This is a genomic window from Candidatus Centipeda massiliensis, from assembly GCF_900290285.1.
Classification (GTDB): domain Bacteria; phylum Bacillota; class Negativicutes; order Selenomonadales; family Selenomonadaceae; genus Centipeda; species Centipeda massiliensis.
The window spans coordinates 241,067-265,116 of record NZ_LT985755.1; the positions used below are offsets into that span (position 1 = coordinate 241,067).

21 protein-coding genes and 1 tRNA gene are annotated in these 24,050 nt (G+C 57.9%); 2 read left to right on the forward strand and 20 right to left on the reverse strand.

All coding sequences use genetic code 11. The annotated features are described in order from the left end of the window. Positions 1–8 precede the first annotated feature (8 nt). From C8273_RS07110 to rph, 9 genes are all read right to left on the reverse strand, one after another. Entirely contained in the window at positions 9–8,498 is an 8,490-nt protein-coding gene (locus C8273_RS07110) for a hypothetical protein (RefSeq protein WP_159060744.1), read from the reverse strand. Positions 8,499–9,045: 547 nt separating this feature from the next. Then, positions 9,046–9,798 carry a succinate dehydrogenase iron-sulfur subunit gene (sdhB, locus tag C8273_RS07120; RefSeq protein WP_106627052.1) on the reverse strand — a complete coding sequence of 251 codons (753 nt, stop codon included), beginning with the start codon at positions 9,796–9,798 and terminating at the stop codon, positions 9,046–9,048. Positions 9,799–9,813: 15 nt separating this feature from the next. Beyond that, on the reverse strand, positions 9,814–11,625 hold the full coding sequence (gene sdhA, locus C8273_RS07125; RefSeq protein ID WP_106627053.1) for a succinate dehydrogenase flavoprotein subunit: 1,812 nt from the start codon (positions 11,623–11,625) through the stop codon (positions 9,814–9,816). A gap of 24 nt (positions 11,626–11,649) precedes the next feature. Next, positions 11,650–12,282, reverse strand: a complete 633-nt coding sequence (locus tag C8273_RS07130; protein WP_106627054.1) for a succinate dehydrogenase — start codon at positions 12,280–12,282, stop codon at positions 11,650–11,652. 114 nt (positions 12,283–12,396) lie between these two features. Beyond that, positions 12,397–12,954, reverse strand: coding sequence for a Fe-S-containing hydro-lyase (locus tag C8273_RS07135; protein WP_006692615.1), 558 nt, complete (start codon positions 12,952–12,954; stop codon positions 12,397–12,399). A gap of 38 nt (positions 12,955–12,992) precedes the next feature. Then, a complete protein-coding gene (locus tag C8273_RS07140) occupies positions 12,993–13,835 on the reverse strand; it encodes a fumarate hydratase (protein ID WP_106627055.1) in 843 nt (280 codons plus the stop codon). 341 nt (positions 13,836–14,176) lie between these two features. Continuing rightward, entirely contained in the window at positions 14,177–14,659 is a 483-nt protein-coding gene (locus tag C8273_RS07145; protein WP_106627056.1) for a YfcE family phosphodiesterase, read from the reverse strand. Continuing rightward, positions 14,656–15,279, reverse strand: coding sequence for an RdgB/HAM1 family non-canonical purine NTP pyrophosphatase (rdgB, locus tag C8273_RS07150; protein ID WP_106627057.1), 624 nt, complete (start codon positions 15,277–15,279; stop codon positions 14,656–14,658). The genes C8273_RS07145 and rdgB overlap by 4 nt, the downstream gene beginning before the upstream one ends. A 1-nt stretch (position 15,280) precedes the next feature. Further along, positions 15,281–16,027, reverse strand: coding sequence for a ribonuclease PH (gene rph / locus C8273_RS07155; RefSeq protein ID WP_106627058.1), 747 nt, complete (start codon positions 16,025–16,027; stop codon positions 15,281–15,283). Between the two features lie 141 nt (positions 16,028–16,168). Between rph and C8273_RS13170 the strand changes: the two genes are divergently transcribed. Next, positions 16,169–16,282 (forward strand): secretion protein HlyD, encoded by a 114-nt coding sequence (locus tag C8273_RS13170; protein ID WP_106627304.1) that lies wholly within the window; start codon positions 16,169–16,171, stop codon positions 16,280–16,282. A 62-nt stretch (positions 16,283–16,344) separates the two neighbouring features. Here the strand turns inward: C8273_RS13170 and C8273_RS07165 are convergent, their stop codons facing one another. The 6 genes from C8273_RS07165 to C8273_RS07190 all read right to left on the reverse strand — a co-directional run bounded on the left by C8273_RS07165 (position 16,345) and on the right by C8273_RS07190 (position 19,568). Further along, complete coding sequence (locus C8273_RS07165; protein ID WP_106627059.1) at positions 16,345–17,007, reverse strand: Rossmann-fold NAD(P)-binding domain-containing protein; 663 nt, start codon at positions 17,005–17,007, stop codon at positions 16,345–16,347. After that, a complete protein-coding gene (locus tag C8273_RS07170; RefSeq protein ID WP_106627060.1) occupies positions 17,000–17,572 on the reverse strand; it encodes a hypothetical protein in 573 nt (190 codons plus the stop codon). The genes C8273_RS07165 and C8273_RS07170 overlap by 8 nt, the downstream gene beginning before the upstream one ends. Continuing rightward, a complete protein-coding gene (locus C8273_RS07175; RefSeq protein ID WP_106627061.1) occupies positions 17,562–17,996 on the reverse strand; it encodes an acyl-CoA thioesterase in 435 nt (144 codons plus the stop codon). The genes C8273_RS07170 and C8273_RS07175 overlap by 11 nt, the downstream gene beginning before the upstream one ends. Positions 17,997–18,019: 23 nt before the next feature. Then, complete coding sequence (gene murI, locus C8273_RS07180) at positions 18,020–18,808, reverse strand: glutamate racemase (RefSeq protein WP_106627062.1); 789 nt, start codon at positions 18,806–18,808, stop codon at positions 18,020–18,022. A gap of 131 nt (positions 18,809–18,939) precedes the next feature. Next, the gene (locus C8273_RS07185) at positions 18,940–19,344 is read right to left on the reverse strand and encodes a type II toxin-antitoxin system VapC family toxin (protein WP_106627063.1); all 405 of its coding nucleotides are present in this window, start codon (positions 19,342–19,344) and stop codon (positions 18,940–18,942) included. Further along, on the reverse strand, positions 19,344–19,568 hold the full coding sequence (locus C8273_RS07190) for a type II toxin-antitoxin system Phd/YefM family antitoxin (protein ID WP_234343935.1): 225 nt from the start codon (positions 19,566–19,568) through the stop codon (positions 19,344–19,346). The genes C8273_RS07185 and C8273_RS07190 overlap by 1 nt, the downstream gene beginning before the upstream one ends. Before the next feature lie 157 nt (positions 19,569–19,725). On the opposite strand from C8273_RS07190, the gene C8273_RS07195 reads away from it, so the two are divergent. Next, positions 19,726–19,814 (forward strand) — tRNA-Ser (locus tag C8273_RS07195). A 111-nt stretch (positions 19,815–19,925) separates the two neighbouring features. Here the strand turns inward: C8273_RS07195 and upp are convergent. The 5 genes from upp to C8273_RS07220 all read right to left on the reverse strand — a co-directional run bounded on the left by upp (position 19,926) and on the right by C8273_RS07220 (position 24,045). Continuing rightward, positions 19,926–20,582: a uracil phosphoribosyltransferase gene (gene upp / locus C8273_RS07200; protein ID WP_106627065.1), complete on the reverse strand. Its 657-nt coding sequence runs from the start codon at positions 20,580–20,582 to the stop codon at positions 19,926–19,928. A gap of 25 nt (positions 20,583–20,607) precedes the next feature. Then, positions 20,608–21,855, reverse strand: coding sequence for a serine hydroxymethyltransferase (gene glyA / locus C8273_RS07205; protein ID WP_106627066.1), 1,248 nt, complete (start codon positions 21,853–21,855; stop codon positions 20,608–20,610). A gap of 12 nt (positions 21,856–21,867) precedes the next feature. After that, positions 21,868–22,320: a ribose 5-phosphate isomerase B gene (gene rpiB / locus C8273_RS07210; protein ID WP_106627067.1), complete on the reverse strand. Its 453-nt coding sequence runs from the start codon at positions 22,318–22,320 to the stop codon at positions 21,868–21,870. A gap of 80 nt (positions 22,321–22,400) precedes the next feature. Next, entirely contained in the window at positions 22,401–23,243 is an 843-nt protein-coding gene (locus C8273_RS07215; RefSeq protein WP_106627068.1) for a metal ABC transporter permease, read from the reverse strand. Further along, positions 23,227–24,045, reverse strand: a complete 819-nt coding sequence (locus tag C8273_RS07220; protein WP_106627069.1) for a metal ABC transporter ATP-binding protein — start codon at positions 24,043–24,045, stop codon at positions 23,227–23,229. Before C8273_RS07220 ends, C8273_RS07215 begins: the two co-directional genes overlap by 17 nt. Positions 24,046–24,050: the final 5 nt, after the last annotated feature.

Below are 24,050 nucleotides of genomic sequence, written 5' to 3' on the forward strand. Positions count from 1 at the left end.
ATTAAATTTTAGAACATCCACTTGACGCCAAGGTCGCCGCTGAGGCCGCGACGCTTGCCCTGCCATCCCGTGAGCCGCAGATCGTAGCGCATCCTGCTGTCTGCAGGGATAAAGCGGTAGCCGAGTTCGAGCATTCCGCTCGACCCCTTGAGGCTCGGGCTAGGCGTATCATAGCCCTGATAGGACGCATGTGCGCTGCCGCTGAACTCGTACTCCCATGCAAGTCCCGTATAGAACTCGCCGGCTGCCTCGTTCTGACGCGTGTAGCGGAAGCCGAGGCGCGTTCTGTGCGAGGTGACCTCGGAGAAGTCATAGTCCTCATTCGTGTTCAGATGCGCCGTTACACCGCCCTGATGCGACCAGAAGTAACGCAGGTACGGCGTGATCTTCGCATCGTCCTTGAGCTGAATATCCTTGCCGGCACCGAGATGACCTGACCAGTAGGTGTTTGAAACATCATACGACGAATTGACACCGGCGTAGATGCTTCCGCTGTAGTCACTCTTCACGCGACCACCCTGCAGCGATCCCTCGTACCACATGCCATCGTTCTTCTCGAACCGAGCCATGACGCCAAGACCAAAGGTGCGGAACTTGCCGCTGCCGTGCGTATTGTCGTTGAGGTAGGAGTCATAGCTGCCGTTGCCGTAGGAGAGGAAGGGACCATAGACCGCCTTGCCATCCTTCAGCGCATTCTCACGCGCCCAGCCGACACCGACATTCCAGCCGTTCGTCTCGACGTAGGAACCGCTCTCAGAGTGCATGCGGTTGCCGCCGATGCCTGCCCAGAGCTGATAGCCCTTGGGTGCAGTCGCCTCATCCGCCTTTCCGGCAGAAGCAGCGTCCTTCGCTGCCTGAATGTTGTTGGCAACGAGGAAGTCCACGCCCTGATTGATGAACGCCGTTGCTCCGGCACGCGTCTCAACAAAGGACTTCGTCTGCTCGATCAGCTCTGCCTTCTTGACAACGGCAGAGACCTCGTTCGTCGCCGTCTGTGCAACATCGAACTCATAGCGGAGCGATACGCCCTGCATCGCCGACGACGTATTCCGGATCGTGGGATCGGTCTGGATCGTGCCGCTGGGCGCCTTGATGAGGCTGAACTGCTCGTTCACACGGTACGCAGGATGTGCGCCGTCGATAACGCCGACGCCGATGCCTACGCCCTGCAGATTCTGCGTCCCCGTCGTGGTGAGTTCGAGAACCGGAGCCGTCTTGTCATGCGTATCATCGAGGAAGAAATTGATGTTCTGGATGCCCGCAAGGCTCTGCGCCTTCGATGCGCCGGGATGAACGACGAGCGTGTTGCCCGTACCGGACGCAGCCGTGCCGCCCGTGATATTGCCCGTGACGGTCGTCTTGCTCAGATGGATGATATTGTCCTCCGTCGTCGCGCCGCTGCCGCCCGTGACATTGCCCCCGACCGTGATATTGTCAAGGCTTACGACGTTCGCCGAAGCCGCGCCGCTCGTGGACACAGAGCCTGTCACGTCGCCCGAAACATTGGACTTGACGTTGACGGTGTTCTCCTTTGCATCGCCGGTGGAATAACCGCCGACTGCATTGGCAACCGTGCCGCTTGTGATGTTAACCGTGTTCTTGGTCGCCTTGCCCGTCGGCGATGTTGCATAGCCGCCGTAGACAGTACCCACCGTGGCGCCATCAATCGTGACACTGTTGTCATGGCTGTCATTCTTCTCTGCCGACAGAGCTTTTGCATCCGTGCCGGACAGGGGAACATCCGTGTAGCCGCCATAGGCATTCGTGTAGCTGCCGCTCGACACGGTGATATTGTTCTCGCGCGTTGCGTTGCCCACCTTCGAGATGCCGCCGTAGACATCCGTCGAACCCGACGGTGTCACAGGAGCCGTCACGCCTCTGTACTGATAGCTCTGCGCAATGACCTTCGTATCCGATGCGGTACGATTCTCCGTGTCGATATTGTACTCGGTCGTATCGTCCCCATTGATCTTGCTGCGCGCACCGTCATAGGTGCCGCCGAAGGAAATACCTGCGCCGTTCTCCATCAGCGTGATCGGGGTCGTCGCTATGCCGGTCGCATCCAGCGTCTGCCAGTCGAGCGCATTTGCGCCGCCCGTAAACGTGAGCATCGAAGTTCCCGCATTCGCCGTGGAGGCATCGAAGTTCACGTGCTGGAACGCCGTGATATTGCCGGCGCTGTTCGTGCCCTTCACTGTCAGCGTATTGCCCGAGGTGGCATTGCTGCCGCCGGAGATCACGCCGTTTACGGTTGTGCCTTCCACATTGACCGTGTTGTCATTCGTGTCAGTGCCCTCACCGCCGGTGACATTGCCCCCGACCGTGATATTGCTAAGGCTTACGACGTTCGCCGAAGCTGCGCCGTTCGTGGACACAGAACCCGTCACATTGCCCGTGACATCGGACTTGACGTTGACGATGTTCTCCTTTGCATCGCCGGTGGAATAACCGCCGACCACGTTGGCGACCATGCCGCCCGTCACATTGACCGTGTTCTTTGTCGCCGTACCCGCCGCCGCGTTCGTGTAGCCGCCGTAGACGGTGCCGGAGACGTTTGCGCCGGCAATCGTGATCGTATTATCGTGGCTGTTGTTCTTCTCTGCCGAGTTTGCCTTCGCATCCGAGCCGGGCAGCGGCGGAACAGAGTCCGTATAGCCGCCGTAGGCATTCGTGTAGCTTCCGCTCGACACGGTGATATTGTTCTCCCGCGTCGCGTTGGCAACCCGCGAGATACCGCCGTACACATCCGTGCCGATCGAGGTCACGGCGTTCGTCTGTCCGCGATACTGATAGCTCTGTGCAATGACCTTATTGTCCGAAGCCGTACGGTTCTCGGTGTCGATATTGAACTCCGTTGTATCGGCAGAGTCAATTCCGCTGTGCGCGCCATCATAGTTGCTGAACGAAATGCCCGCGCCGTTCTCCATCAGTGTGACGGGACCTGCGGTCGTGCCGATTGCCTCAAGCGTCTGCCAGTCAAATGCGGATGCACCGCCCGTGAGCGTGAGCATCGGATTCGTCGCCGCAGTGCCGACATCGAATTTCAGCTTGCCAAAGCCCACGAGGCTGCCCGCCGCGTTCGTATTCCTGACCGTCAGTTCATGACCCGTGCCGCCCGCAGAGCCGCCCGTGACGGCGCCGGTAACGGTCGCACCTTCCAGATTGACCTTGTTATCCGTTGTGGTCGCACCCTGACCGCCGAGGACACTGCCCACGGTCACGCCACCCTTGAGCGTAATCTCATTGTTCGAGGCTGCGCCGCCCGCAGAGTAGCCGCCAACGATATTGTTGACCGTACCGCTTGTGACTTCGACCTTGTTCTTGGTCGCCGATCCCGTCGTCGATGTTGTATAGCCGCCGTAGACCGTGCCGGAGACGTTTGCGCCGGCAATCGTGATCTTGTTGTCGTGGCTGTTTTCCTTCTCCGACGACTGTGCCTTGCCGGAACCAAACGAGGGAACTTCCGTATAGCCGCCGAACGCATCCGTATAGCCACCACTCGACACGGTGATCTCATTTTCACGGGTCGCATTGCCCACCTTCGAGATGCCGCCGTAGACATTCCCCGGAGCGAACGCTGGTGACACCACGGGATTTGTCTGCCCGCGATACTTGTAGCTCTCGGCGATGACATCGTTGTCCGAAGCCGTATGGCTTACCGTATCAATGTTGAACTCCGTCGTATCATCCGAATCGCTGCGGCTGTGTGCGCCGTTATAGGTGCCGCCGAACGAGAGCCCCGCACCGTTGTGCATCAACGTAATGGGACCTGCAGATGTGCCGGTCGCCTCAAGCGTCTGCCAATCAAGGAAAGATGTACCGCCGTTCAGTGTGAGCATCGGATTCGTCGTTGCGCTGTCCGTGTCAAAGATCACCTTGTTGAACCCTGCGATGCTGCCCGCCGTGTTCGCACTCTTGACTGTCAGCTTATTCCCCGTGCCGCCCGCAGATCCCGCCGTAATGCTGCCGGCTACGGTCGTTCCTTCCACGTTGACCTTATTGTCGTTCGTTACGGTACCCTGACCGCCGAGGACATTGCCCGCAATGTATACGGAACCGAGGTTGATCGTGTTATCCGAGGCTGCGCCCGTGGACACAGAGCCCGTGACATTCGTCACGTTGCCGCTTCTCACGTTGACCGTGTTCTTCGTCGCATCGCCGATGGACTCACCACCCACAACATTCGTTGCCGTGCCGCCCGCGACATTGACGGTATTGCCCGTCGCCTTGCCGCCCGCCGAGGTGGTGTAGCCGCCGTAGACATTCGTGATCGAGCCGCCGTTTAGGTTCACCGTGTTGTTCTTGCTGTCAAATCTATCCGCATGCGGTGTCGTGGTGGAACCGGTCGACGTCCAGCCGCCGTAGGCGTTCGTTCCCGTGCCGCCCGTTATGGTCAGCGTATTGTCCTGCGTCGTGTTGCCGCGCTTGGAGCGCCCTGCCCACGTATCATTCGGATCTGCCAGAGTGGTGACATTGGCGTTCTTGAACTGATAGTCGTCCAGGTTGATCTTCGTTGCGCCGGTAGCCGTATGCGTGTCGGTATCAATGAAGTATTCGTGCTCGTCCGTCTCGGATACAAAGGTTCCGTCGATCGTGTATCCGGAGATACCGAAGCCGCTCGTGTTCGACAGAAGCGTGCGTGCACCCGTCGCCGTGCCGGTTGCTTCAAGCGTAGTCCAGTCGATACCGGTGGAACCGCCCGTGAGGGCAAGCATTGCATTGGCAGGAGTCGATGCGCTGTCGAGGTCAAACTTCACCTTCTGGAACATTGTGATGTTGCCCGCAGTGTTGTTGCCCTTGATCGTCAGCGTGTTGCCCGTACCGACCATATTAGCGCCGCTGAGGATGCCCGTTACCGTGGTATTGCCTTCCAGCGTGACCTTGTTGTTGTTCGTTGCGGTTGCACCCGAGCCACCCATGACATATCCCGTAACAACAGCCCCCGTGCCAAGCGTGATCTCGTTGTCCGAGGCTGCGCCGCCCGTGGAGATCGAGCCCGTGATATTGCCCACGCTGCCGCCCGTAACGTTCACCTTGTTCGCCGTTGCACTGCCCGCAGAGTACGCGCCGACGACGTTCGCCGCAAAACCACCCTTGATGTTGACCGTGTTGTTCGTCGTCGTACCCGTCGGTGCCCACGTATAGCCGCCATAGATGGTATTCGTAATGTTGCCGCCGGAGAGGGTAATCTTGTTGTTATAGCTCTTGTCCCTGTCCGACTTCGTCGTACCCGTGCCGACCAGAGGAACGTCCGTATACCCGCCGTAGGCATTCGTATAGCTGCCGCTCGATACGGTGATGTCGTTCTCGCGCGTCGAGTTGGCGACCTTCGAAATACCGCCGTAGACACTGCCCGGATCGAACGACGGTGTCACAGGAGTGTCCTGCAGACGATACTTATAGCTCTCGGAGACGATGCGCTGATCCCAGCTGCTGTGGTTCTCCGTGTCGATGTTGAACTCCGTCGTATCATCGGAATTGCTTACGCTCTTTGCGCCCGTATAGCTGCCGAGCGAAATCCCAGCACCGTTTTGCATCAGAACGAGCCGGTTGGGCTGCTCCGCGTTCGACACTTCGAGTGCGCCCCAGTTAAATGAGGTTCCCCAACCGTTCGTAATGTTCAGCATCGGATCGGTCGTGGATGCTGTGGAAAGGTCGAAGCTGACCTTTTGGAAGCCCGTGATATTGCCGGCTCTGTTCGTGCCCTTCACCGTCAGCGTATTGCCCGTACCGCCCGCAGCGCCGACCGAAATGACACTGCCGACCGTGGAGTCATTCATATTGACCGTATTGTTGTCTGCCGTGCTTCCCTGACCGCCAACAACAGATCCAGAGACCGTTACGGCACCGAGGTCAACCGTGTTCCCCGAGGCACTGCCGCTTGCATTTCCGCCAAAGACATTGCCCGTAACATTCTTCTTGACCGTAACGGTATTCGTATCAGCAGCCCCGCTGCCCGCCAAACCGCCGTACACAGTCGCATTGATCGTGCCGCCCGTCAGCTCCACGGTATTCGACGATGCCGCGCCCGTTCCGGTATTGTATCCGCCAAGGATATTGCCGCCGACCGTACCGCCCTTAATCTCGACCTTGTTCCCCGATACCGTACCCGAGCCATAGCTCAGACCACCGGTAACGCCGTTCACAGACGAACCGCTTGTCATCTCGACCTTATTGTCCGAGACAGCGCCCGCACCGCCCGTACGACCGGCTGTGATGCTCTGGGCGGATGCATCGGCAAATGTCACATAGTTCTTCGTGGCACTGCCCGAAACGGCAGAGCCGCCGTATACATTGGTGAGGCTCGTACTGCCACCGCTCACAACGGCACCGTTCTGGACGGCATCGCCCGTACCGTACGTGATACCGCCATAGCTGTCGCCGCTGACCGTGCCACCCGTGACCGTCAGTGTGTTGTCCTGCACGGCGCCGGTCGCAGCACCCTGAATCTCGGCACCTGCCGCAGCGCCCGTCACCCAGCCGCCCGCAATCGTTGCCTCGTTATTGATGGCACTGCCCGTGCCGCTTCCTGTGATGCGTGCGCCCCGCACGTTGGTCACCGTCGCCTGTGTAAAGTTGGCTTTATTCCCCTCGGCATTGCCCGTCACGGACTGCCCGCCGACAACATCATTGGCGGTGATGGAACCGCTGATCGTTGCCGTATTGTTCTTCGCCGCACCCGTACCGTTCGTGATGCCGCCATAGATGCTGCCAAGGGCAGCGCTCGCGCCGCTGACAACGGCGTGGTTGTCCGAAGCCTCGCCCGTCGCTCCGGTATCACTGATCAAAGCGCCTGCAATAAAGGCACTTGAGCCGCCCGACACCTCGGCACGGTTGCCCGATGCCTGACCCGTTGCGCCGACGCCATTGACCACACCGCCGATGAGCCGAGCCGCCGATCCGGCGTTCATATATGCCTTATTGTCCGTAACGTCGCCCGCCGCAACGTCGTTCTGTCCACCGACGGCAACACCGGACACCGTCGCGCCGCTCGCCTCAATGGTCAGTTCGTTGCCCGTGACATTGCCGCCGCTCAGAACACGACCGCCATACGCATTCCCTGTGATACCGGCGCTGTTCTTGAGGAATACCTTATTCGCATCTGCGCCCGCACCGCCGCGTCCGCCCGTAACCACACCGGCAAAGGAGATGCCGCCGACAGTCGCCGTATTGCCGGACGCCGTCCCATTGACGCTGTAGCCGCCGTCAATCGTAGTACCGCTGAGCGCACCGCCCGTGATGGTGACCTCGTTCGCCGATGCCGTCCCCGTATCTTCGGCAAACCCACCGATGATATTATCCGAGAGTGTACCGTTCGTGACGTTGACCTTGTTGCCCGACACCTCGCCCGCATGAGTACCATGACCGCCCGTGACAACGCCCGTGATCGAGCCGTTTGTAATGTGGATCTCGTTCCCATCAGCCTTGCCCGTGCCCATATTGTGGCCGGCAGTGACTGTCCCGCCAATGGTACCGCCATTGATGTTGACAATGTTCCCGGAGACGTTTCCGGTCGCCGAGGGTGCAATGATCTCGCCGCCGCGCACATCTTGACTGACTGTACCGCTCGTAACGGTGACGGTATTCGTCGCAACATTGCCCGCCGCATTCGTGCCCGCAACGCGACCGCCGATCAGGTTGTCCGCCGTCGCACCTTGGAAGTTCAGGGTATTGGTCGAAGCATCGCCCGTCAGGGAGCGTCCGCCAAGGACATCATGCACTGAGCCTCCGCTGATTGTGACCGTACTGCCCGTCACGGAACCCGTGCCCTGCGTCAGACCGCCGTACGTTGTCCCGTTTACGGTACCGCCCGAAATGTTCACGATGCTGCCCGAGACATTGCCCGTCGCCTGTGTGCTGGAATTGTACTCCTTGATGAAACCGCCCACCACGTCGTTGTTCACGGTGCCGCCCGAGAGGTGTGCCTCGTTGCCCGCAGCATTGCCTGTCGAGTTGGGACCCACGACAAGACCACCATAAAGCATGGTCGCCGTCCCGTCGCTCATAATCGCCTTGTTCTGCCCGGCATTCCCGGTCGCCCCATCGGTCAGACCGCCGACCACATAAAAGCCGGTGGCATTCGTCATCGCTCCGGAAATATTGATTTCGTTGCCGGTGGCATCGCCGCCGCTGCGCGTTCTGCCGCCAATCGCGAATCCGGTGATATTGGCACCGTTCTGGAGGAAGAGCTTGTTGCCCTGCACATTGCCCGTGCCGACGGTATCACCGCCCAGAACAGTTCCGCCCGTATACGATACGCCGTCCATCGTCAGCGTATTGCCCGTGACGTTCCCCGCATCCGAAAGCGAGCTGATCGCGCCGCCCGTGATTGCGGGATAGCCCAGCTCCGGAGCCGACGAGCTGTTTACTGTTACATTGTTCCCCGTTACATCGGCAGCGAATGCGTGCGGCATGACCGGAAACAGTGCGCCTCCCCCTGCGGACAAAGCGACTGCGACGGAAAGAGCCAACCGACGCGTTTGCGAGTTTCTCGACATAAGAATTCCTCCCTGCATATTGCCACCATCCATGATAGAAGCAGATGAAGGACGCACAGATCAATTCAGCCCCATCATCTTGACAGACTTCATTTTATCAGTGATTCCTTAACATAAACATCTGCTGCTAACCACCACTTAATCAATGGTCTTTATATTTTATCACAGCGCAGGGTGGATTTAAATAGGACTAATATCTTATGTGGCGTTTAAGAACGCTGATAAATCAGCGCTGCGGTCTAAGCGCATCTTCTTTGTCCGTACTTCGGCGGAAAAGGGGCGTTTGGGAAGCACTGATAAATTCAGCCGCGCCATCTTAGCGTATCTTTTTTGCCCGCTTTTTGTCGGCAAATCCTCCACATAGCTTTGGCTATGCGTCCGGTTTGCCTCCTCAATCGGACAGAAAAATCTACGCCAATCTGACGGACTTCATTTTATCAGCGATTCCCTTGCAGCGATATTGCTGGCATAATAATAGGGGCTGCTGCACGAAGTTAAAAAACTTCGTGCAGCAGCCCCTTGCCGAACCGATCCCTGCGGGGTCGGTTCAGTGGTTGAACATATTGCGCAGTGCCTGCTTGTTGACCTCGCGGTTAAGCTGTGCAAGATGCTGCGTGAGCTTGATGCTCTTCGGGCAGACGCGCTCGCAGTTCTGGCTGTTGCCGCAGCTCGTGATGCCGCCCTTCTCCATCAGCGCGTTGAGGCGCTTCGGCGCGTCGAACTTTCCGAGCGGATGGAGGTTGAAGAGAAGCGTCTGCGCCGTCGGTGCGGGTCCGATGAAGTCGGACTGCGGGCCGACGTTCGGGCACGCCTCAAGGCAGCAGCCGCACGTCATGCAGTGCGACAGCTCGTAGCACGTCTCCGCCGTGTACGGATTCTGAATCGGGGCATCCTTGTTGTCCCATGTACCGTCCACCTCGACCCAGCCGTGAATGCGCTTGAGGCTCTCGAACATGACCGAGCGGTCGATGAGAAGGTCGCGGATCACGGGGAACGTACGCGCCGGCTGGACGCGGATCGGCTGCGTGAGGTTGTCGACCAGTGCGCAGCATGCCTGCTGTGCGTGGCCATTGATGACCATCATGCACGCACCGCAGACCTTCTCAAGGCAGTTGCACTCCCAGACCGGAGGCGGAACGCGCTTGCCGTCCACCGTCACGGGGTTCTTCTGGATCTCCATGAGGGACGCAACGACGTTGAGACCGGGACGATAGTCGACGTCAAACTCCTGCGTATAGGGGTTCTCGTTCGGTCCATCCTGACGCTCGATGATAAAACGAACTTTTTTCTGTTCTGCCATGACTTCTATCCTCCCTTACTCCTTCTTGGCGACGGCGTAGTTACGCGCACGCGCCTTGATGAGCGAATGCTCGAATTCCATGTAGCTGACCTGCGGTTCCTCGGTCTGCGGATCGTAGTCCACGATGGAGGTCTTCATGAAGCGCTCATCGTCACGACCGTAGAACATGAGCTCACCATCGGCATCCGTCATACGTTCGCCCTTGTCGTCGAGCAGGATCTTCGCATGTGCGCCGCGGCTCTCGTCACGGCAGCGTGCCGCCTTCGTAACCGCCATCGCATAGAGGATCATGTTGCGGAGCTGACGCACGAACATCGCTTCCTGGTTCGCCCATGTGCCATGATCGGTCACGCCAATATCATCCCAACGCTTGAGGATGCCCTTGAGCTTTTCAAGGCAGATATCGAGTCCCTTGTTGTCGCGCTCGATGGAGACGTAATCGTACATGATCTCGCCCATCTCCTGATGGAGTTTGTGCGCATTCTCGGAGCCTGTCATGTTGCGGATCTTGTCGAACTCCGCGACACACTCCTTGCGTGCCGTCTCGAGTTCTTCCTCCGTGAGTGCCGCACCAAGTTCGCCGCTGCGTGCCCAGCGGAGCGACTCAGGTCCTGCGACGTAGCCGGAGTAGCTCGCTGAGAGAAGCGAGTTCGCACCAAGACGGTTCGCACCGTGGTACTGGTGATCGCACTCGCCCGCCGCCATGAGACCGGGGATGTTCGTGTGGTGCATACGGTCGACCCAGATGCCGCCCATCGAGTAGTGCACGGACGGGAAGATCTCCATCGGCACCTTGCGCGGATCCTGACCGACAAACTCGGAGTACATCTCGAGAATGCCGCCGAGCTTATGCTCGAGGTAGTCCGCAGGGATGTGCGAGAGGTCGAGGTAGACGCGGCGGTCGTTGTTGACGCCGAGTCCCATGTGCACGCAGACCTTGAAGATCGCGCGTGAGGCAACGTCACGCGGAACGAGGTTGCCGTATGCGGGGTACATCTCCTCAAGGAAGTACCAAGGCTTGCCGTCCTTGTACGTCCAGACGCGTCCGCCCTCACCGCGGCACGCCTCGGACATGAGACGGTTCTTATCCGATCCGGGGATTGCGGTCGGATGGATCTGGATGAACTCGGGGTTGCCGATGTGCGCGCCCTGCTGGTACGCAGAGGAGACAGCCGAGCCGTTGCAGATCGTGGACGCTGTGCAGCGGCCGAACACCTGTCCGGGGCCGCCCGTCGCGAGGATGACGACATCCGCAGGGAATGCCTTGATCTCGTTTGAGTTCATGTTCTGTGCGACCAGACCGCGGACGATGCCGTCCTTGTTCTTGATCGCGCGGATGTATTCCCAGAACTCGTATTTCGTGATCTTGCCCTTGACCTCCCAACGGCGCACCTGCTCGTCGAGTGCATAGAGAAGCTGCTGCCCCGTCGTAGAACCGGCAAAGACCGTGCGCTTGTTCTTCTGTCCGCCGAAGTTGCGCAGATCGAGCACGCCCTCTGGCGTACGGTTGAACGGAACACCCATGCGGTCAAACATCTTGACGAGCTTCGGCGCTGCCTCGACCATGCCCTTGACGGCAAGCTGATCGGCGAGGAAGTCACCGCCGTAAACGGTGTCGTCGAAATGCTCGTAGACACTGTCGTGCTCGCCCTTCGTATCCATGCAGGCATTCATGCCGCCCTGTGCACAGAGCGAGTGCGAACGCTTCACCGGGCAATAGGAAAAGAGGTCGACCTTACCGCCGCCCTCGCAGATCTTCAGTGCTGCAAGAAGTCCCGCAAGACCGCCGCCGATGATCGCAATGTTGTTTTCTGGTAGCTTAGCCATTCTTACTCTCCTTTGCTGCGGTTCTTACATGAAATAGCTTGCCATAAAGGCGAGCGTAATGAGACTCATCAGCGTGCAGAGACCCATCGACAGTGCGTTGATGACGGACTGTGCACGAGGCCCCTTCGCGATGCCCCACGTCATGCAGAACGTCGAGATGCCGTTGCAGAAGTGGAAGATCGCTGCAAGCATACCGAGCGTATAGAGCACCGTGTGGAGGATTGCATAATCGCCGGACACAAAGTAGGTGTAGAGGAGGTCATAGTTGATATGGGTTCCCATGACGCCCTTTTCCCATACGCGCATATAGCCGACGTGCCAGACGAGGAAGGGGATGAGCAGCCATGCCGTATAGCGCTGCACGGCGAACTGCCAGTTGCGGACATAGCCATAATTGCTGGGGTTGTTCTTCGCCTGCGCTGCGATGTAGATGCCATAGATCGCGTGGAAGAGGATCGGCACGGCGATGGCAAAGACCTCAAGCCCATAGAACACAGGGCGCGGGATGAGATCCATCATGGCGAGCGAGTCATTGAACGCCTTCGCCCCACCCAGCACGGTCGAGTTCGTAAAGACGTGCTCGAAGAGGAACACGCCGATGATGACGAGTCCGACCAATGAATGCAGCCGCCGCATGTAAAAGGTTGTGTGGAACATTTCATACCTCCTGAAATATGTTGACCTTTGGAGCCGCTGCTCCGAACCACGTCCGGAGCAGCGTCCCCGAATGATTTGTCATGCGCCAAACCATCGGCATGAACACTCTCTAAATTAGAGTTTGCGGTAGGGTTTCTGCCCCATTTCGTAGAAGTTGTTGCCCTCGGAGTCAATGACGACGATGCAGGGGAAGTCCTCGACCGTCAGCTTTGCGACTGCCTCAGGGCCAAGCTCGGGATAGCCTACGACTTCGTACTTCTTCACGGATTTCGCGATGAGCGCCGCAGCGCCGCCGACAGCGGCAAAATAGGTGACGCCGTTCTTCTTCATCGACTCCACGACAGCAGCCGAGCGTGAGCCCTTGCCCACCATGCCCTTGATGCCCTGCTCAAGCATCGTCGGCGTGTAGGCATCCATGCGGCCGGAGGTCGTCGGACCTGCCGAGCCGATCGGATCGCCCGGCTTTGCAGGGGTCGGCCCCAGGTAGTAGACGATCTGGTCGTGCCAGTCGACCGGCAGCGGCTCGCCCTTTGCAAGCGCCTCCGTCATCGCCTTGTGCGCCGCATCGCGCGCGCTGATGATCGTGCCCGTAATGAGAACGCTGTCGCCCGCCTTCAGCTTACGCGACATTTCCTCCGTGAACGGAGTCGTAATACGGATACTTTCCGCCATGAGTATTCCTCCCTAACGATAATACACAGAAAAATTTGTTACAGGGCACGATGTGCATGACGAAGTGCGTGGCAGCAGATCGTCACCGCAACGGGGAGGCCGGCGATGTGCGTCGCGCCCCACTCTACGTTCACAGCAAGTGCAGTCGTCGTTCCGCCCAGCTGCGGTCCGATGCCCGTCTTGTTGATCATCTCAAGGAGCTCACCCTCAAGCTTTGCATACTCGGGCATCGGATGGCGCTGGTCGATGGGACGCGTGAGCGCCTTCTTCGAGAGGAGTGCCGCCTGATCCATCGTACCGCCGATGCCGACACCGACCACCTCGGGGGGGCACGGATTCGGCCCTGCGTGCTGGATGATCTCCATGACCGCCTTCTTCACGCCCTCCACGCCGTCCGCAGGAACGAGCATCTTGACACCGGACTTGTTTTCCGAACCAAAGCCCTTTGGTGCAATCGTGATGCTGAGTGCGTCCCCCGCGACAATCTTCGTGTAGATCACGCCCGGCGTGTTGTTCTGCGTGTTCTTGCGGTTGAAGAGCGGCTCCGCGACGACCGACTTGCGCAGATAGCCCTCCGTGTAGCCCTTCGCAATGCCTTCGTTGATCGCGTCCTCAAGGAGTCCGTCTGTGATGTGGAGATCCTGCCCGACCTCTACGAACACAATCGTCATGCCCGTATCCTGGCAATACGGACGATCCTCTTCACGCGCGATCTCAGCATTGCGAATGATCTGATCCAATACGACTCTTCCTACGGGTGACTCCTCTATCTCTCGCCCCTTTTTGAGTCCCTCGTAGACATCATCCGGGAGATAGTACGCCGCTTCTTTGCACATCTCGGCGACGTTCTCCGTGATTGCTTTTGCGCTTAGCTCTCGCAAAATAATCCCTCCTATAAATATAACTTATACACAGGTTAGTTAGACTATATCATATTTTTTTCTTGCTTTCAAGTCTTTCAAATTCGCCGCAAAGCCTTGAAAAAAGTGAATCTCATTCAATTTAGGAATGAGATTCACAAGGTGGAACAATATCGTTCTTTTTCATCTTTATCTTATTGTTTTATATTTCAATCGAATTATTTTATGCGAAACAAGATATTGTTTATGTTTAATTTGTTATTATATATATAAAATCCATATCATAAGATATGGATTTTATATCGTAAATTTTTTTGAAAATTTTTTATATGGCTCCATCCTCGATCAATCAAGGCGATCCATTATATGCGAATGAGCTGCACCGTTGGTGTTTCGTTCTCACGCAGATCGACCAGCATGAACGAACCGCGGGCAGCATCGCGCGGGCGTGCAATGCTGCCGGGGTTGAGCACGGTCACATCTCCATGCTCCTCCAGTGCGATATGCGTATGCCCATAGACTGCGATATCCGCCCCCGCAGTGCGCGCTGCCTCGGCGAGCATCATGGTGTCAAAGCGCACGTTGAAGAGATGTCCGTGCGTGAGGAAGATGCGGTGTCCCGCCGCCTCGACCACGGTTTCATCATAGACGCCGTCCATGAAAAGGTCACAGTTGCCCAGCACGCGTGCAACGCGTCTGCCCGACAGGATCTCCAAATCATCCGCATCGGGCGCGAAGTCCCCCGCATGCAGCCACAGCTCTGCCTCGCGTGCCCCCGGCACGGCAAGCATCGTCTCAAATACACTGGTGTTCCCATGGCTGTCACTGACAATTCCGATCTTCACACGACACCTCTTTCCAGCAGTAATTTCTTCATCATGTCGAGTGCCGCGCCGCGATGGCTGATCGCGTGCTTTTCCTCACGCGAGAGCTCTGCCATCGATCTCCCGTCTGCGCGATAGAAATGCGGGTCGTAGCCAAACCCCTCCGTACCGCGTGCCTCGGGGCGGATGAAGCCCGTGCACGTTCCCTCGGCAGTGAGTTCCCGTCCGTCCTCCAGTGCCAGCACAAGGGCGCAGTGATAGGCGGCAGCCGCATTCTCCGTACCGTGTGCCCGTATATCTGCGATGAGCTTTGCGTTGTTCGCCGCATCATCGCCGTGCACGCCGGCATAGCGTGCGGAGTAGACACCGGGAGCACCGTCCAGTATCTCCACGGAGAGTCCGGAGTCATCGGCAAGCGCGGCAAGTCCTGTTTTCTCCATGTAGTAATGCGCTTTGATCCGTGCATTTTCCATAAAGGTCGCTCCGTCCTCCACCGGCTCTTCGATCTGCCCCACCGAGGGAAGTACCTCACGAATGCGTGAAAGCGGGACAAGGCGCACGGGAAGCCCCGTAAACGCTTTCTCCATCTCGCGCACCTTGCCTTCGTTCGATGTGGCAATCAGTATTATTTTTTCGCTCATACTATCCCTCCCGCCCCGGCATCCATGAGAGCGCTTCGCCGAGTGCCACTTTCTGCGCATCGATGAGTTCGCGTATGCCGCGTTCGCCGAGGTCGAGCAGCGCGTTCATCTCCGCACGCGAGAACGCGCGTCCCTCACCCGTTCCCTGTACCTCGACAAACGCCCCCGCGCCCGTCATGACGAGGTTCATGTCGACCATCGCCGTCGAATCCTCCTCATAGCAGAGATCGAGCAGCGGCGTATTCTCCGCATCGATGCCGACGCTGACCGCCGCCACGTAGTCGCGCACAGGGAAGATGCCGCGTCTCGTGTAAAACGTCGCGCACGCCTCCACAAGTGCGACAAATGCTCCCGTGATCGACGCTGTACGCGTCCCCCCATCCGCCTGCAGGACATCGCAGTCAAGGTGGATCGTGCGCTCACCGAGTGCCTTCGTATCGACGACGGCGCGCAGTGCACGCCCGATGAGCCGCTGGATCTCCTGCGTCCGCCCCGTCTGATGTCCGCGCATTGCCTCGCGTGCCGTACGCTCGGTGCCCGCACCGGGGAGCATGGAGTACTCCGCCGTCACCCAGCCCGTCCCCGTGCCCTTCAAAAAGAACGGTACGCGTTCCTCCACGGTCGCCGCGCACAGGACGCGCGTATGCCCCATCTCGATGAGCGCCGAGCCTGCGGGGTAGCGCTGGTATCCACGCTCGATCCGCACGGGACGCAGCTGGTCAGCACGCCTCAGATCTCTTCTTGGCATGAAATATGTTCTCCTTTGGAAGATTATGCAGAGTGCCCCTATCGGCTCTCTTTGCACGCCACTTCCCCCGTTTCGACGGGGGACGCTAAGGAATCGCTGATAAAATGAAGTCCGTCAGATTGGCGTAGATTTTTTCGTCCGATTGAGGAGGCAAACCGGACGCATAGCCAAAGCTATGTGGAGGATTTGCCGACAAAAAGCGGGCAAAAAAGATGCGCTAAGATGGCGCGGCTGAATTTATCAGTGCTTCCCTAATATACCGTAATGCAAAGCCTCCCCCGTCGAAACGAGGGAGGGGAACCATGCACAGCATGGTGTTACGCCTGATGACGCTCCTGATACTGCCGATAGTTTTTGATGATGCAGATCGGCGTTTTCTGCGAGGCGTTGCCGAATGGATTGTCGAGCAGCAGCTTCGCTGCGAGTTCGCCGTTGACCCCATCCGATACGCCGACCACACGCGAACGCTTCAGGTCGTTCACGTCTGCGATCATGCCGCCGAATGCGCCCACACGGTCGCGAATCTGCGTGGCGACCACATCCGGCTCGGCAGGGCCGTAGACAACCACCTTGTCGAACGGCGGCATCGTTCCCGTCACGTCGTCGATGAGCGCCGCCTCCTTGCCGCCCCACTGGTAGAACAGCCCGTTTTTGCCGACGAGCTTTCCGAGGAATCCCGCAAAAAGTGCAGCCGTGACGCGCCATTTGCCCTCGACATCCATGAGTGACTGCATCCCATGCGGGGTTGCAAGACTGCCATAGTCCGGAATAAAGCGACACAGAAATTTTGCCATGCCGGAAATATGAAGTTCCTCCGGTCGGACAAAGCGCCCCTGCGTCACCGCAACGACACTCTCGGCACAACAGACGAGATCATCCGCCGTTACCTGCGCACCCGCATAGTACGCAATGGCATCTGCGATGTCGTCCGCATCGGTCAGAATGCGCGTCGGAACGGGGAGAATATTCAGTTCAGCCATTCTTCCTGCCCCCTTCCTGTGCAAGCGTGACGCCTGCAAGCGCAGCAATTTCCGCCGCCGTAATCTTCAGTATAACTTTTGAATAGTGCGCAGGAATGCGTCCCGTCTCCTGATAAATGAGATCCATGCGGAAGTCCGGCAGACCTGCAATCGCCTCTTCGAGCGTATTTCCCTTGCGTCCCTCGATGGAAAGTTTCAGGACGAGGTCGATGCGCTCACGCTTCTGGATCAGCGCCGCCTCGAAATAGTCGTCCTCACGCGGTGCGCCTGCTAGCTCGACCTTACCGCGCACGCATGCGCCGTCATACTGCTCGAATGGAAGCTGCACGCGCAGGATCGCATCCATGATGACGCCACATTGCTCTCCCTCGTTCGCAAGGGGAAGTGCCGCGCCGATCACGAGCCTGTCCTCCGTTCGTTCAACCACGGAGAACGGTGTCATCTCCTCCGCTTTCGGAACGATCTTCTCCGCGCCAAAATAGGAAAAAAATGCCTTCTTTCCAAGCTCTAAAAGAACCACCAATGCAAGCAGCCAATAGGTCCACCATACGAACTCAGTATCCAATGTCCCGTCCTTCTTTCTCCGCGCTCATCGCTGCCTCAAAGCGCTCATAAAACTCCTTTGGCAGGCGTGTGATATGCCCCGTCTCGCGCACGGTAAATACATTTTCCGAAAATCCCGTCACGAGCACGGTTCCCGCCGCATTCAGAATGCGGTAGGAAAACGCCATCTTTGCTCTTGTGAGAGCGGTCGCCGTTGTTTCAATCACGAGTTCATCGTCGAAGTGTCCCGGCGCGTGAAACTCTGCGCCAACCTTTATGATGGGAAAGACGTAGCCCGCCTCCATCAATGCCCCGAGTGTAATGCCGATGCGGCGCAGATAGGCGACGCGCCCGATCTCGAACCAACGGATATAATTTGCATGGTGCACAACCTCCATCGCATCCGTATCGTAAAAATTCACCCGATGTGTAGAAATAACCGGCATGAATGCTCCCTTCCTTCAAATCTTCAGACAATCTCCTCCATGCGCGCCGCGCGTACCAGGTAACTCTCGATGCGCGCCAGCGGCTCAACCCCCGTGACCGGTCTGCCGGACTCAAAAAACGTACAGTGCGCCGTCTGCACGCCGGCAGCTGCAATATGGAGCCCTGTGCGCCGCGCCAGTTCCTCGACCGTTCCCTCGTTGCCATCAACGAAGCGAATCGTCTTTGGCAACAGCCGCCGCAAGGTGTCCTTAAAATAGTTAAAATGTGTGCAGCCGAGTACAATCGCTGAGTATTTCAACAGGTCGTAGGGCGCAAGCGCATTCCATAGATACTCCTCCACCTGCGGCGAGACGAACTCTTTGCGCTCCGCGAACTCCACCAGACGCGGCAATGCGAGGAGGTCGACGAGAGACTTTGTATCATGTGCCGAAACAAGCCGCCGCAGCTTCTCCCCATTGATCGTGATGGGCGTCGCTGTCACGAGTACGCGCCGTTCACCGTCCTGCTCAAGCGCTTTCTTGACCGCTGGCTCCATCCCGATGATCGGCACCTCGTAAAGCCGCCGCATCTCATCCACAGCGACCGAGGTCGCCGTATTGCACGCGACGACAACCGCCTCAGCGCCCTGTTTTTCGACGAGGAAGCGAAAGGCCTCGCGAACATAGCCGCGCACAGCAGTGACGGACTTCGTCCCATAAGGGACGTGATCCCGATCAGCAAAGAATAAAAACTCCTCCGATGGAAGCACCCGCCGTGCATGACTGAGTACGGTCAGTCCGCCAATCCCCGAATCAAACAGAGCAATTCGCATACGCCATCTCCTCCTTTGCGTCAATGATATTTTCTTATTATAGCAACTTCTTCTGTCTTTGGCTATATGTAGTTCGTGCAGCAGCCCCATGATGATCGTCTATGACTGCTCCGAAAATATCAGCGATTCCCTTATACAATGCTTACACACGGCTCATTGTAATCTCGAAGCAGAACATCATGGGTGAGAAAGAGCATATTCTCACATTTTGCCTGACAGATGAGCAGACGGTCAAACGGATCTTTGTGGGGCTTCGCAGAATCGGTGCGCGCAAGGGTATGCAGCAAAAAAATATGCTTTCCGTATATGGGGAGTTGAGGAATTCCTGCCTCCGCACAATACCCGCTGATGTCCTCGGCATTGACTGGCATTTGCACCGGATGCAGCAGATGTTTGAGCTCGATCTCCCAAAGGGAAATGATACTATGGTATATGTCATTTTTAGGATGTTTGATGAGCGCCCTTGCCTGCTGCGACAGTTTTTCGTCATCCGAGAGCGCCCACAGTAAAATATGCGTATCCAGTAAAATCTTCATCAGGATTCCTCAAACAGATCCACGACTTCCTCATCCCAGCGCTGGAAGTCGTCGGGAACAACGAATTTCCCCCGTGCCACACCGATGCGCTCCGTTTCCTTCTTCGGGTGGATGAGCGTCATTTGTACGATGGGCGTGCCGCTGCGCGCAATGCAGATCACATCCTCCTCGCCGCTTTCCAGCGTTTTGACGAGTTTCGACAGATCCGTTTTCGCTTCGAGCATATTTACCTGACGCATAGCAAACTTCACTTCCTCTCTGGCTAACTTGACTAATATCATGATACTACAAAGAAGATGTGTGTCAAGATGGCGCGGCTGAATTTATCCGTGCTTCCTTGACAGTGCCCTGTAATTTCTGATACAATAACCACGCTGACACGGAGAGGTGTCCGAGTGGTTTAAGGAGCCGGTCTTGAAAACCGGTGATGCGGCAACGCACCGTGGGTTCGAATCCCACCCTCTCCGCCATATTTTGAAACTTAAAAGAGACTGTTACACGAATGTAGCAGTCTCTTTTTTGTCCCCCTTCCACCGCTTGCGCGGTCCCCCTTCCCCGTCATACGGGGAAGGCTGAAGGTTTTACAGCGTCCCAAAGATACGGTCGCCTGCATCACCGAGGCCAGGTACAATGTAGCCGTGCTCATTGAGGCATTTGTCCACGGCGGCGACGTAGATCGGCACGTCCGGATGATCGGCAGCTACGCGCCGAATGCCCTCGGGCGCCGACACGAGGCACATGAGGATGATGTTCTTTGCCCCCTTCTGCTTGAGCATGGTGAGCGCTGCCGATGCGCTTCCGCCCGTTGCGAGCATGGGATCCGGAACGATGAGCGTGCGATCCTCCACGCCGCTCGGGAGTTTGGCGTAGTACTCGACCGGCTCCAAGGTCTCCGGATCACGATAGAGTCCGATGTGTCCCACGCGTGCGGCGGGCACAAGCGTCAGGATGCCGTCGAGCATGCCAAGGCCTGCGCGCAGGATGGGGACGATGCCGAGTTTCTTGCCCGCAAGCATCTTTGCATGGCATTTTGCGACGGGTGTCTCGATCTCCACGTCACGCAAGGGGAAATCACGCGTGATCTCATACGCCATGAGCATGGCGATCTCCGAGAGCAGTTCGCGGAACTCCTTCGTCCCCGTCTCCTTCCTGCGCATGATCGTCAGCTTATGCTGAATCAGTGGATGATCGACGAGATGGAGACTCTTGATGTCGGACGGATGAAATGTATCAGCCATGGAAGGCTTCCTTTCTTCCAGAAAATTACTCATAGATGGGATATTTTGCACAGAGCGCAGCAACACGACTCCGCGCCTCTTCCTTGCGCGCTTCGTCCGTCGGCGCATCCAGGACATGAGCGATGATCCGCGCGACCTCGCGCATATCCTCCTCCTTGAAGCCGCGCGTGGTGAGGGCGGGCGAGCCGAGGCGGAGTCCGCTCGTGACGAACGGGCTGCGCGGCTCAAACGGGATCGTATTGCGGTTCGCCGTGATGTTGACCTCGTCGAGGAGGGTCTGTGCCTCCTTGCCCGTGATCTCCTTATTCGTGAGATCAACGAGCATGACATGGGTATCCGTTCCGCCCGAGACGATGCGATAGCCGTGCTTCATCAACTCGTCTGCGAGCACTGCCGCATTCTTTACCACCTGTGCGCCGTACTCCTTGAACGAGGGGGCGAGTGCCTCGCCAAGCGCCACCGCTTTCGCTGCAATGACGTGCATCAGGGGGCCGCCCTGAATGCCGGGGAATACCGCCTTGTCGATCTTCTTGCCCATCTCCGCATCGCGGCTGAGGATGATGCCGCCGCGCGGACCGCGCAGGGTCTTGTGCGTCGTCGAGGTGACTACGTCGGCATGGGGCACGGGGCTTGGATGCTGCCCTGCGGCAACGAGTCCCGCAATATGTGCCATGTCCACCATGAAGATCGCACCGACTGCCTTTGAAATTGCTTCGATGCGCTCGAAGTCAATGATCCGCGCATAGGCAGATGCACCCGCAATAATCATCTTCGGCTTGTTCTCTTTGGCGAGGCGCTCCAGAGCGTCGTAGTCAATGCGCTCCGTCTCCCTGTCCACGCCATAGGGAATGACCTTGTAATAGGCGCCGGAGATATTGACGGGGCTTCCGTGCGTCAGATGTCCGCCATCCGTCAGATTCATGCCGAGGATCGTGTCGCCCGGCTGCAGGAGTGCAAAGAACACCGCCATATTCGCCTGTGCGCCCGAATGCGGCTGCACATTTGCCCATGCTGCGCCGAAGAGTTCCTTCGCGCGGTCAATGGCAAGCTGCTCCGCCACATCGACATACTCACAGCCGCCGTAGTAGCGCCTACCGGGATAGCCCTCCGCATACTTGTTGGTGAGTACGCTTCCCTGCGCCTCCATGACGGCGCGGCTGACGATGTTCTCCGAGGCGATGAGTTCCAGCTTTGTGCGCTGGCGGTTCAGCTCCTGCTCAATCGCCGCATACGCCTGTGGGTCAACCTTTTCCAGTGGATCCATAATGCTCATACAAAACTCTCCTTAATCATTTTTCTGCTGCTCAAGTGCCATCATCTTCTCGATGCGGCGGGCATGGCGTCCGCCCTCGAACTCCGTGCGAATCCACGCGCGCACAATCTCACCCGCAGGACCGAAGCCCGTGACGCGTCCGCCGAGAGCGAGCACATTTGCATCGTTGTGTTTCCGCGCCATGATCGCCGTATAGACATCGCCGCAGAGTGCGGCACGAATGCCGTGAATCTTGTTCGCTGCAATCGAGATGCCGAGTCCTGTGCCGCAGAGCACAATGCCGCGATCCGCTTTGCCTGAGACAACATCGGCGCAAACCTTCTCTGCGATATCCGGATAGTCAACCGCCTCTTTGCCAAATGTACCGACATCCTTGACGCGCACATCGCTGAACTCGTGGAGCACCATCTTGACCTCATCCTTGAGCTCCACTGCACCATGGTCGCTTCCAATCGTAATGTTCATGACAGCTGCCTCCTTTACATAATACGCCTCTGTCATTGTAGCATAGTTCGGTGAAAAAAGACAGGGTTCTAGCCGGGACATCAGCGCCGAAAATGCGAACGCAGAGAGAGAGAGACGAAGAAGATGAATGCCGCCGCCGCGACGATTGCAGCGCCTGCCGCAATACCGAGGTAATAGGCGGAAAAGAGTCCGATCAGTCCGGCAAAGAGCGCGATCAGGACGGAGATGAGGTGATACTCCTTTACGCTGCGTGCGATGTTGCGCGCAGCTGCCCCCGGCAGTACAAGCAGTGCGTTGATGATGAGGATGCCGACCCACTGGATGCTCACGGCAACGACGACGGCAAGCAGAACAGCAAAAAGAGATTCCACAGCAAAGATGGAAATGCCGCGGCTGCGCGCGAGCGAGGGGTTGACCGAGAGCAGGAGCAAGCGGTTGAAGAGAAGCACCCAACCGATGAAAACAAAGACGTTAACCGCAGCCAGTCCCGCAAGATCGGCGGGGGTAATGCTCAGGATGTCACCGATGAGCAGCGGCGAGAATTTTGAAAACCCTCCGCCACGGCTCATAATCATAAGGCCAACGGCAATCGCCGTCGAGGAGAATACGCCGATCACCGTATCCGCCGACGCTGCCGTCCGGTGCTTGATGTAGGTGATGAGGAGCGCAAAGACGATCGAGAAGAGGATCAGCGAGGTCAGCGGTGAAGCCATCCCCACAAGCGCACCGACGGCAATGCCCGTGAACGCGCCGTGCCCGAGCGAGTCCGAAAAGAACGCCATGCGGCTTGAGACCACCATCGTGGAGAGCAGCCCGAAGAGCGGCGTCATGAGGAGTATTGCAAGGAGAGCGTTCTTCATGAATGTATACTCCACCCACGCAAATGGCAGAAGCATATCCATTCCGTCATAGATCAGATCCATGTGCGCCCCCTTCCTCTGCCGCTTCCGGTAAATGACGCAGATCGGGCAGAATGCCAAAGAGGCGCTCCATCTGCGGGTCGGAGAATACCTCCATCACACTTCCCGCCGCAGCAATCCCGTGATCCATCAGCACTACCTTGTCTGCATGGCGCGCAACCATGCCGAGATCGTGGGAGATCAGGAGGATCGCCAGATCCTCCTTGGTGCGCAGCCCACTGACGATATCGTAGAAGAGTGCAAGACCGCTTTGATCGACGCCCGAGACCGGCTCATCGAGGAGCAGGAGGTTCGGCATGGGATCGAGCGCAAGCGCGAGCAGCACGCGCTGCAGCTCCCCGCCCGAGAGTGCGCCGAGACGGCGGTCAATGAGATGCTCCGCACGCACGCGTGTCAGCCCCGCACGCACGCGCGCACGATAGCCCCGCGCAGGAAAGAGCCAGACGGGACGCGCGGTAAGACACGCCATAAAGAGATCCATGACCGTCGTCGGCGCACTCACATCGAGGCGCAGATACTGCGGCACATACCCAATGACGGGATGTCCCGTACGCCGGTCGTCCGCATCGACAAAACGCAGATCGCCGGTGTGCTTTGTCTCGCCGAGGATGGCGCGCAGGAGCGTACTCTTGCCCGCACCGTTGGGTCCGATGATGGCGGTCAGTTCCCCGCAGTGAAAATGCAGGTTGACATGCGAAAAGACCTCAAACGTTCCGAAGGAAACGCCGAAGTCTTCGATTTTGGTACAGCAGAAGTGCGCGCAGCCCTCCGCTGCCCCCTTGTGATGAAAGATGTGCCTGAGCATGGTGA

Bases quoted from the DNA above. Each gene is read 5' to 3' on its own strand.
- C8273_RS07185 (WP_106627063.1), bottom strand. From the start codon at position 19,344: ATGAAGATTTTACTGGATACGCATATTTTACTGTGGGCGCTCTCGGAT.
- C8273_RS07215 (WP_106627068.1), bottom strand. From the start codon at position 23,243: ATGGATCTGATCTATGACGGAATGGATATGCTTCTGCCATTTGCGTGG.
- glyA (WP_106627066.1), bottom strand. From the start codon at position 21,855: ATGAGCATTATGGATCCACTGGAAAAGGTTGACCCACAGGCGTATGCG.
- murI (WP_106627062.1), bottom strand. From the start codon at position 18,808: ATGCGAATTGCTCTGTTTGATTCGGGGATTGGCGGACTGACCGTACTC.
- sdhA (WP_106627053.1), bottom strand. From the start codon at position 11,625: ATGGCTAAGCTACCAGAAAACAACATTGCGATCATCGGCGGCGGTCTT.
- C8273_RS07175 (WP_106627061.1), bottom strand. From the start codon at position 17,996: ATGCCGGTTATTTCTACACATCGGGTGAATTTTTACGATACGGATGCG.
- upp (WP_106627065.1), bottom strand. From the start codon at position 20,582: ATGGCTGATACATTTCATCCGTCCGACATCAAGAGTCTCCATCTCGTC.
- rpiB (WP_106627067.1), bottom strand. From the start codon at position 22,320: ATGAACATTACGATTGGAAGCGACCATGGTGCAGTGGAGCTCAAGGAT.
- C8273_RS07110 (WP_159060744.1), bottom strand. From the start codon at position 8,498: ATGTCGAGAAACTCGCAAACGCGTCGGTTGGCTCTTTCCGTCGCAGTC.
- rdgB (WP_106627057.1), bottom strand. From the start codon at position 15,279: ATGAGCGAAAAAATAATACTGATTGCCACATCGAACGAAGGCAAGGTG.
- C8273_RS07220 (WP_106627069.1), bottom strand. From the start codon at position 24,045: ATGCTCAGGCACATCTTTCATCACAAGGGGGCAGCGGAGGGCTGCGCG.
- rph (WP_106627058.1), bottom strand. From the start codon at position 16,027: ATGCCAAGAAGAGATCTGAGGCGTGCTGACCAGCTGCGTCCCGTGCGG.
- sdhB (WP_106627052.1), bottom strand. From the start codon at position 9,798: ATGGCAGAACAGAAAAAAGTTCGTTTTATCATCGAGCGTCAGGATGGA.
- C8273_RS07135 (WP_006692615.1), bottom strand. From the start codon at position 12,954: ATGGCGGAAAGTATCCGTATTACGACTCCGTTCACGGAGGAAATGTCG.
- C8273_RS07130 (WP_106627054.1), bottom strand. From the start codon at position 12,282: ATGTTCCACACAACCTTTTACATGCGGCGGCTGCATTCATTGGTCGGA.
- C8273_RS07165 (WP_106627059.1), bottom strand. From the start codon at position 17,007: ATGGCTGAACTGAATATTCTCCCCGTTCCGACGCGCATTCTGACCGAT.
- C8273_RS07190 (WP_234343935.1), bottom strand. From the start codon at position 19,568: ATGCTCGAAGCGAAAACGGATCTGTCGAAACTCGTCAAAACGCTGGAA.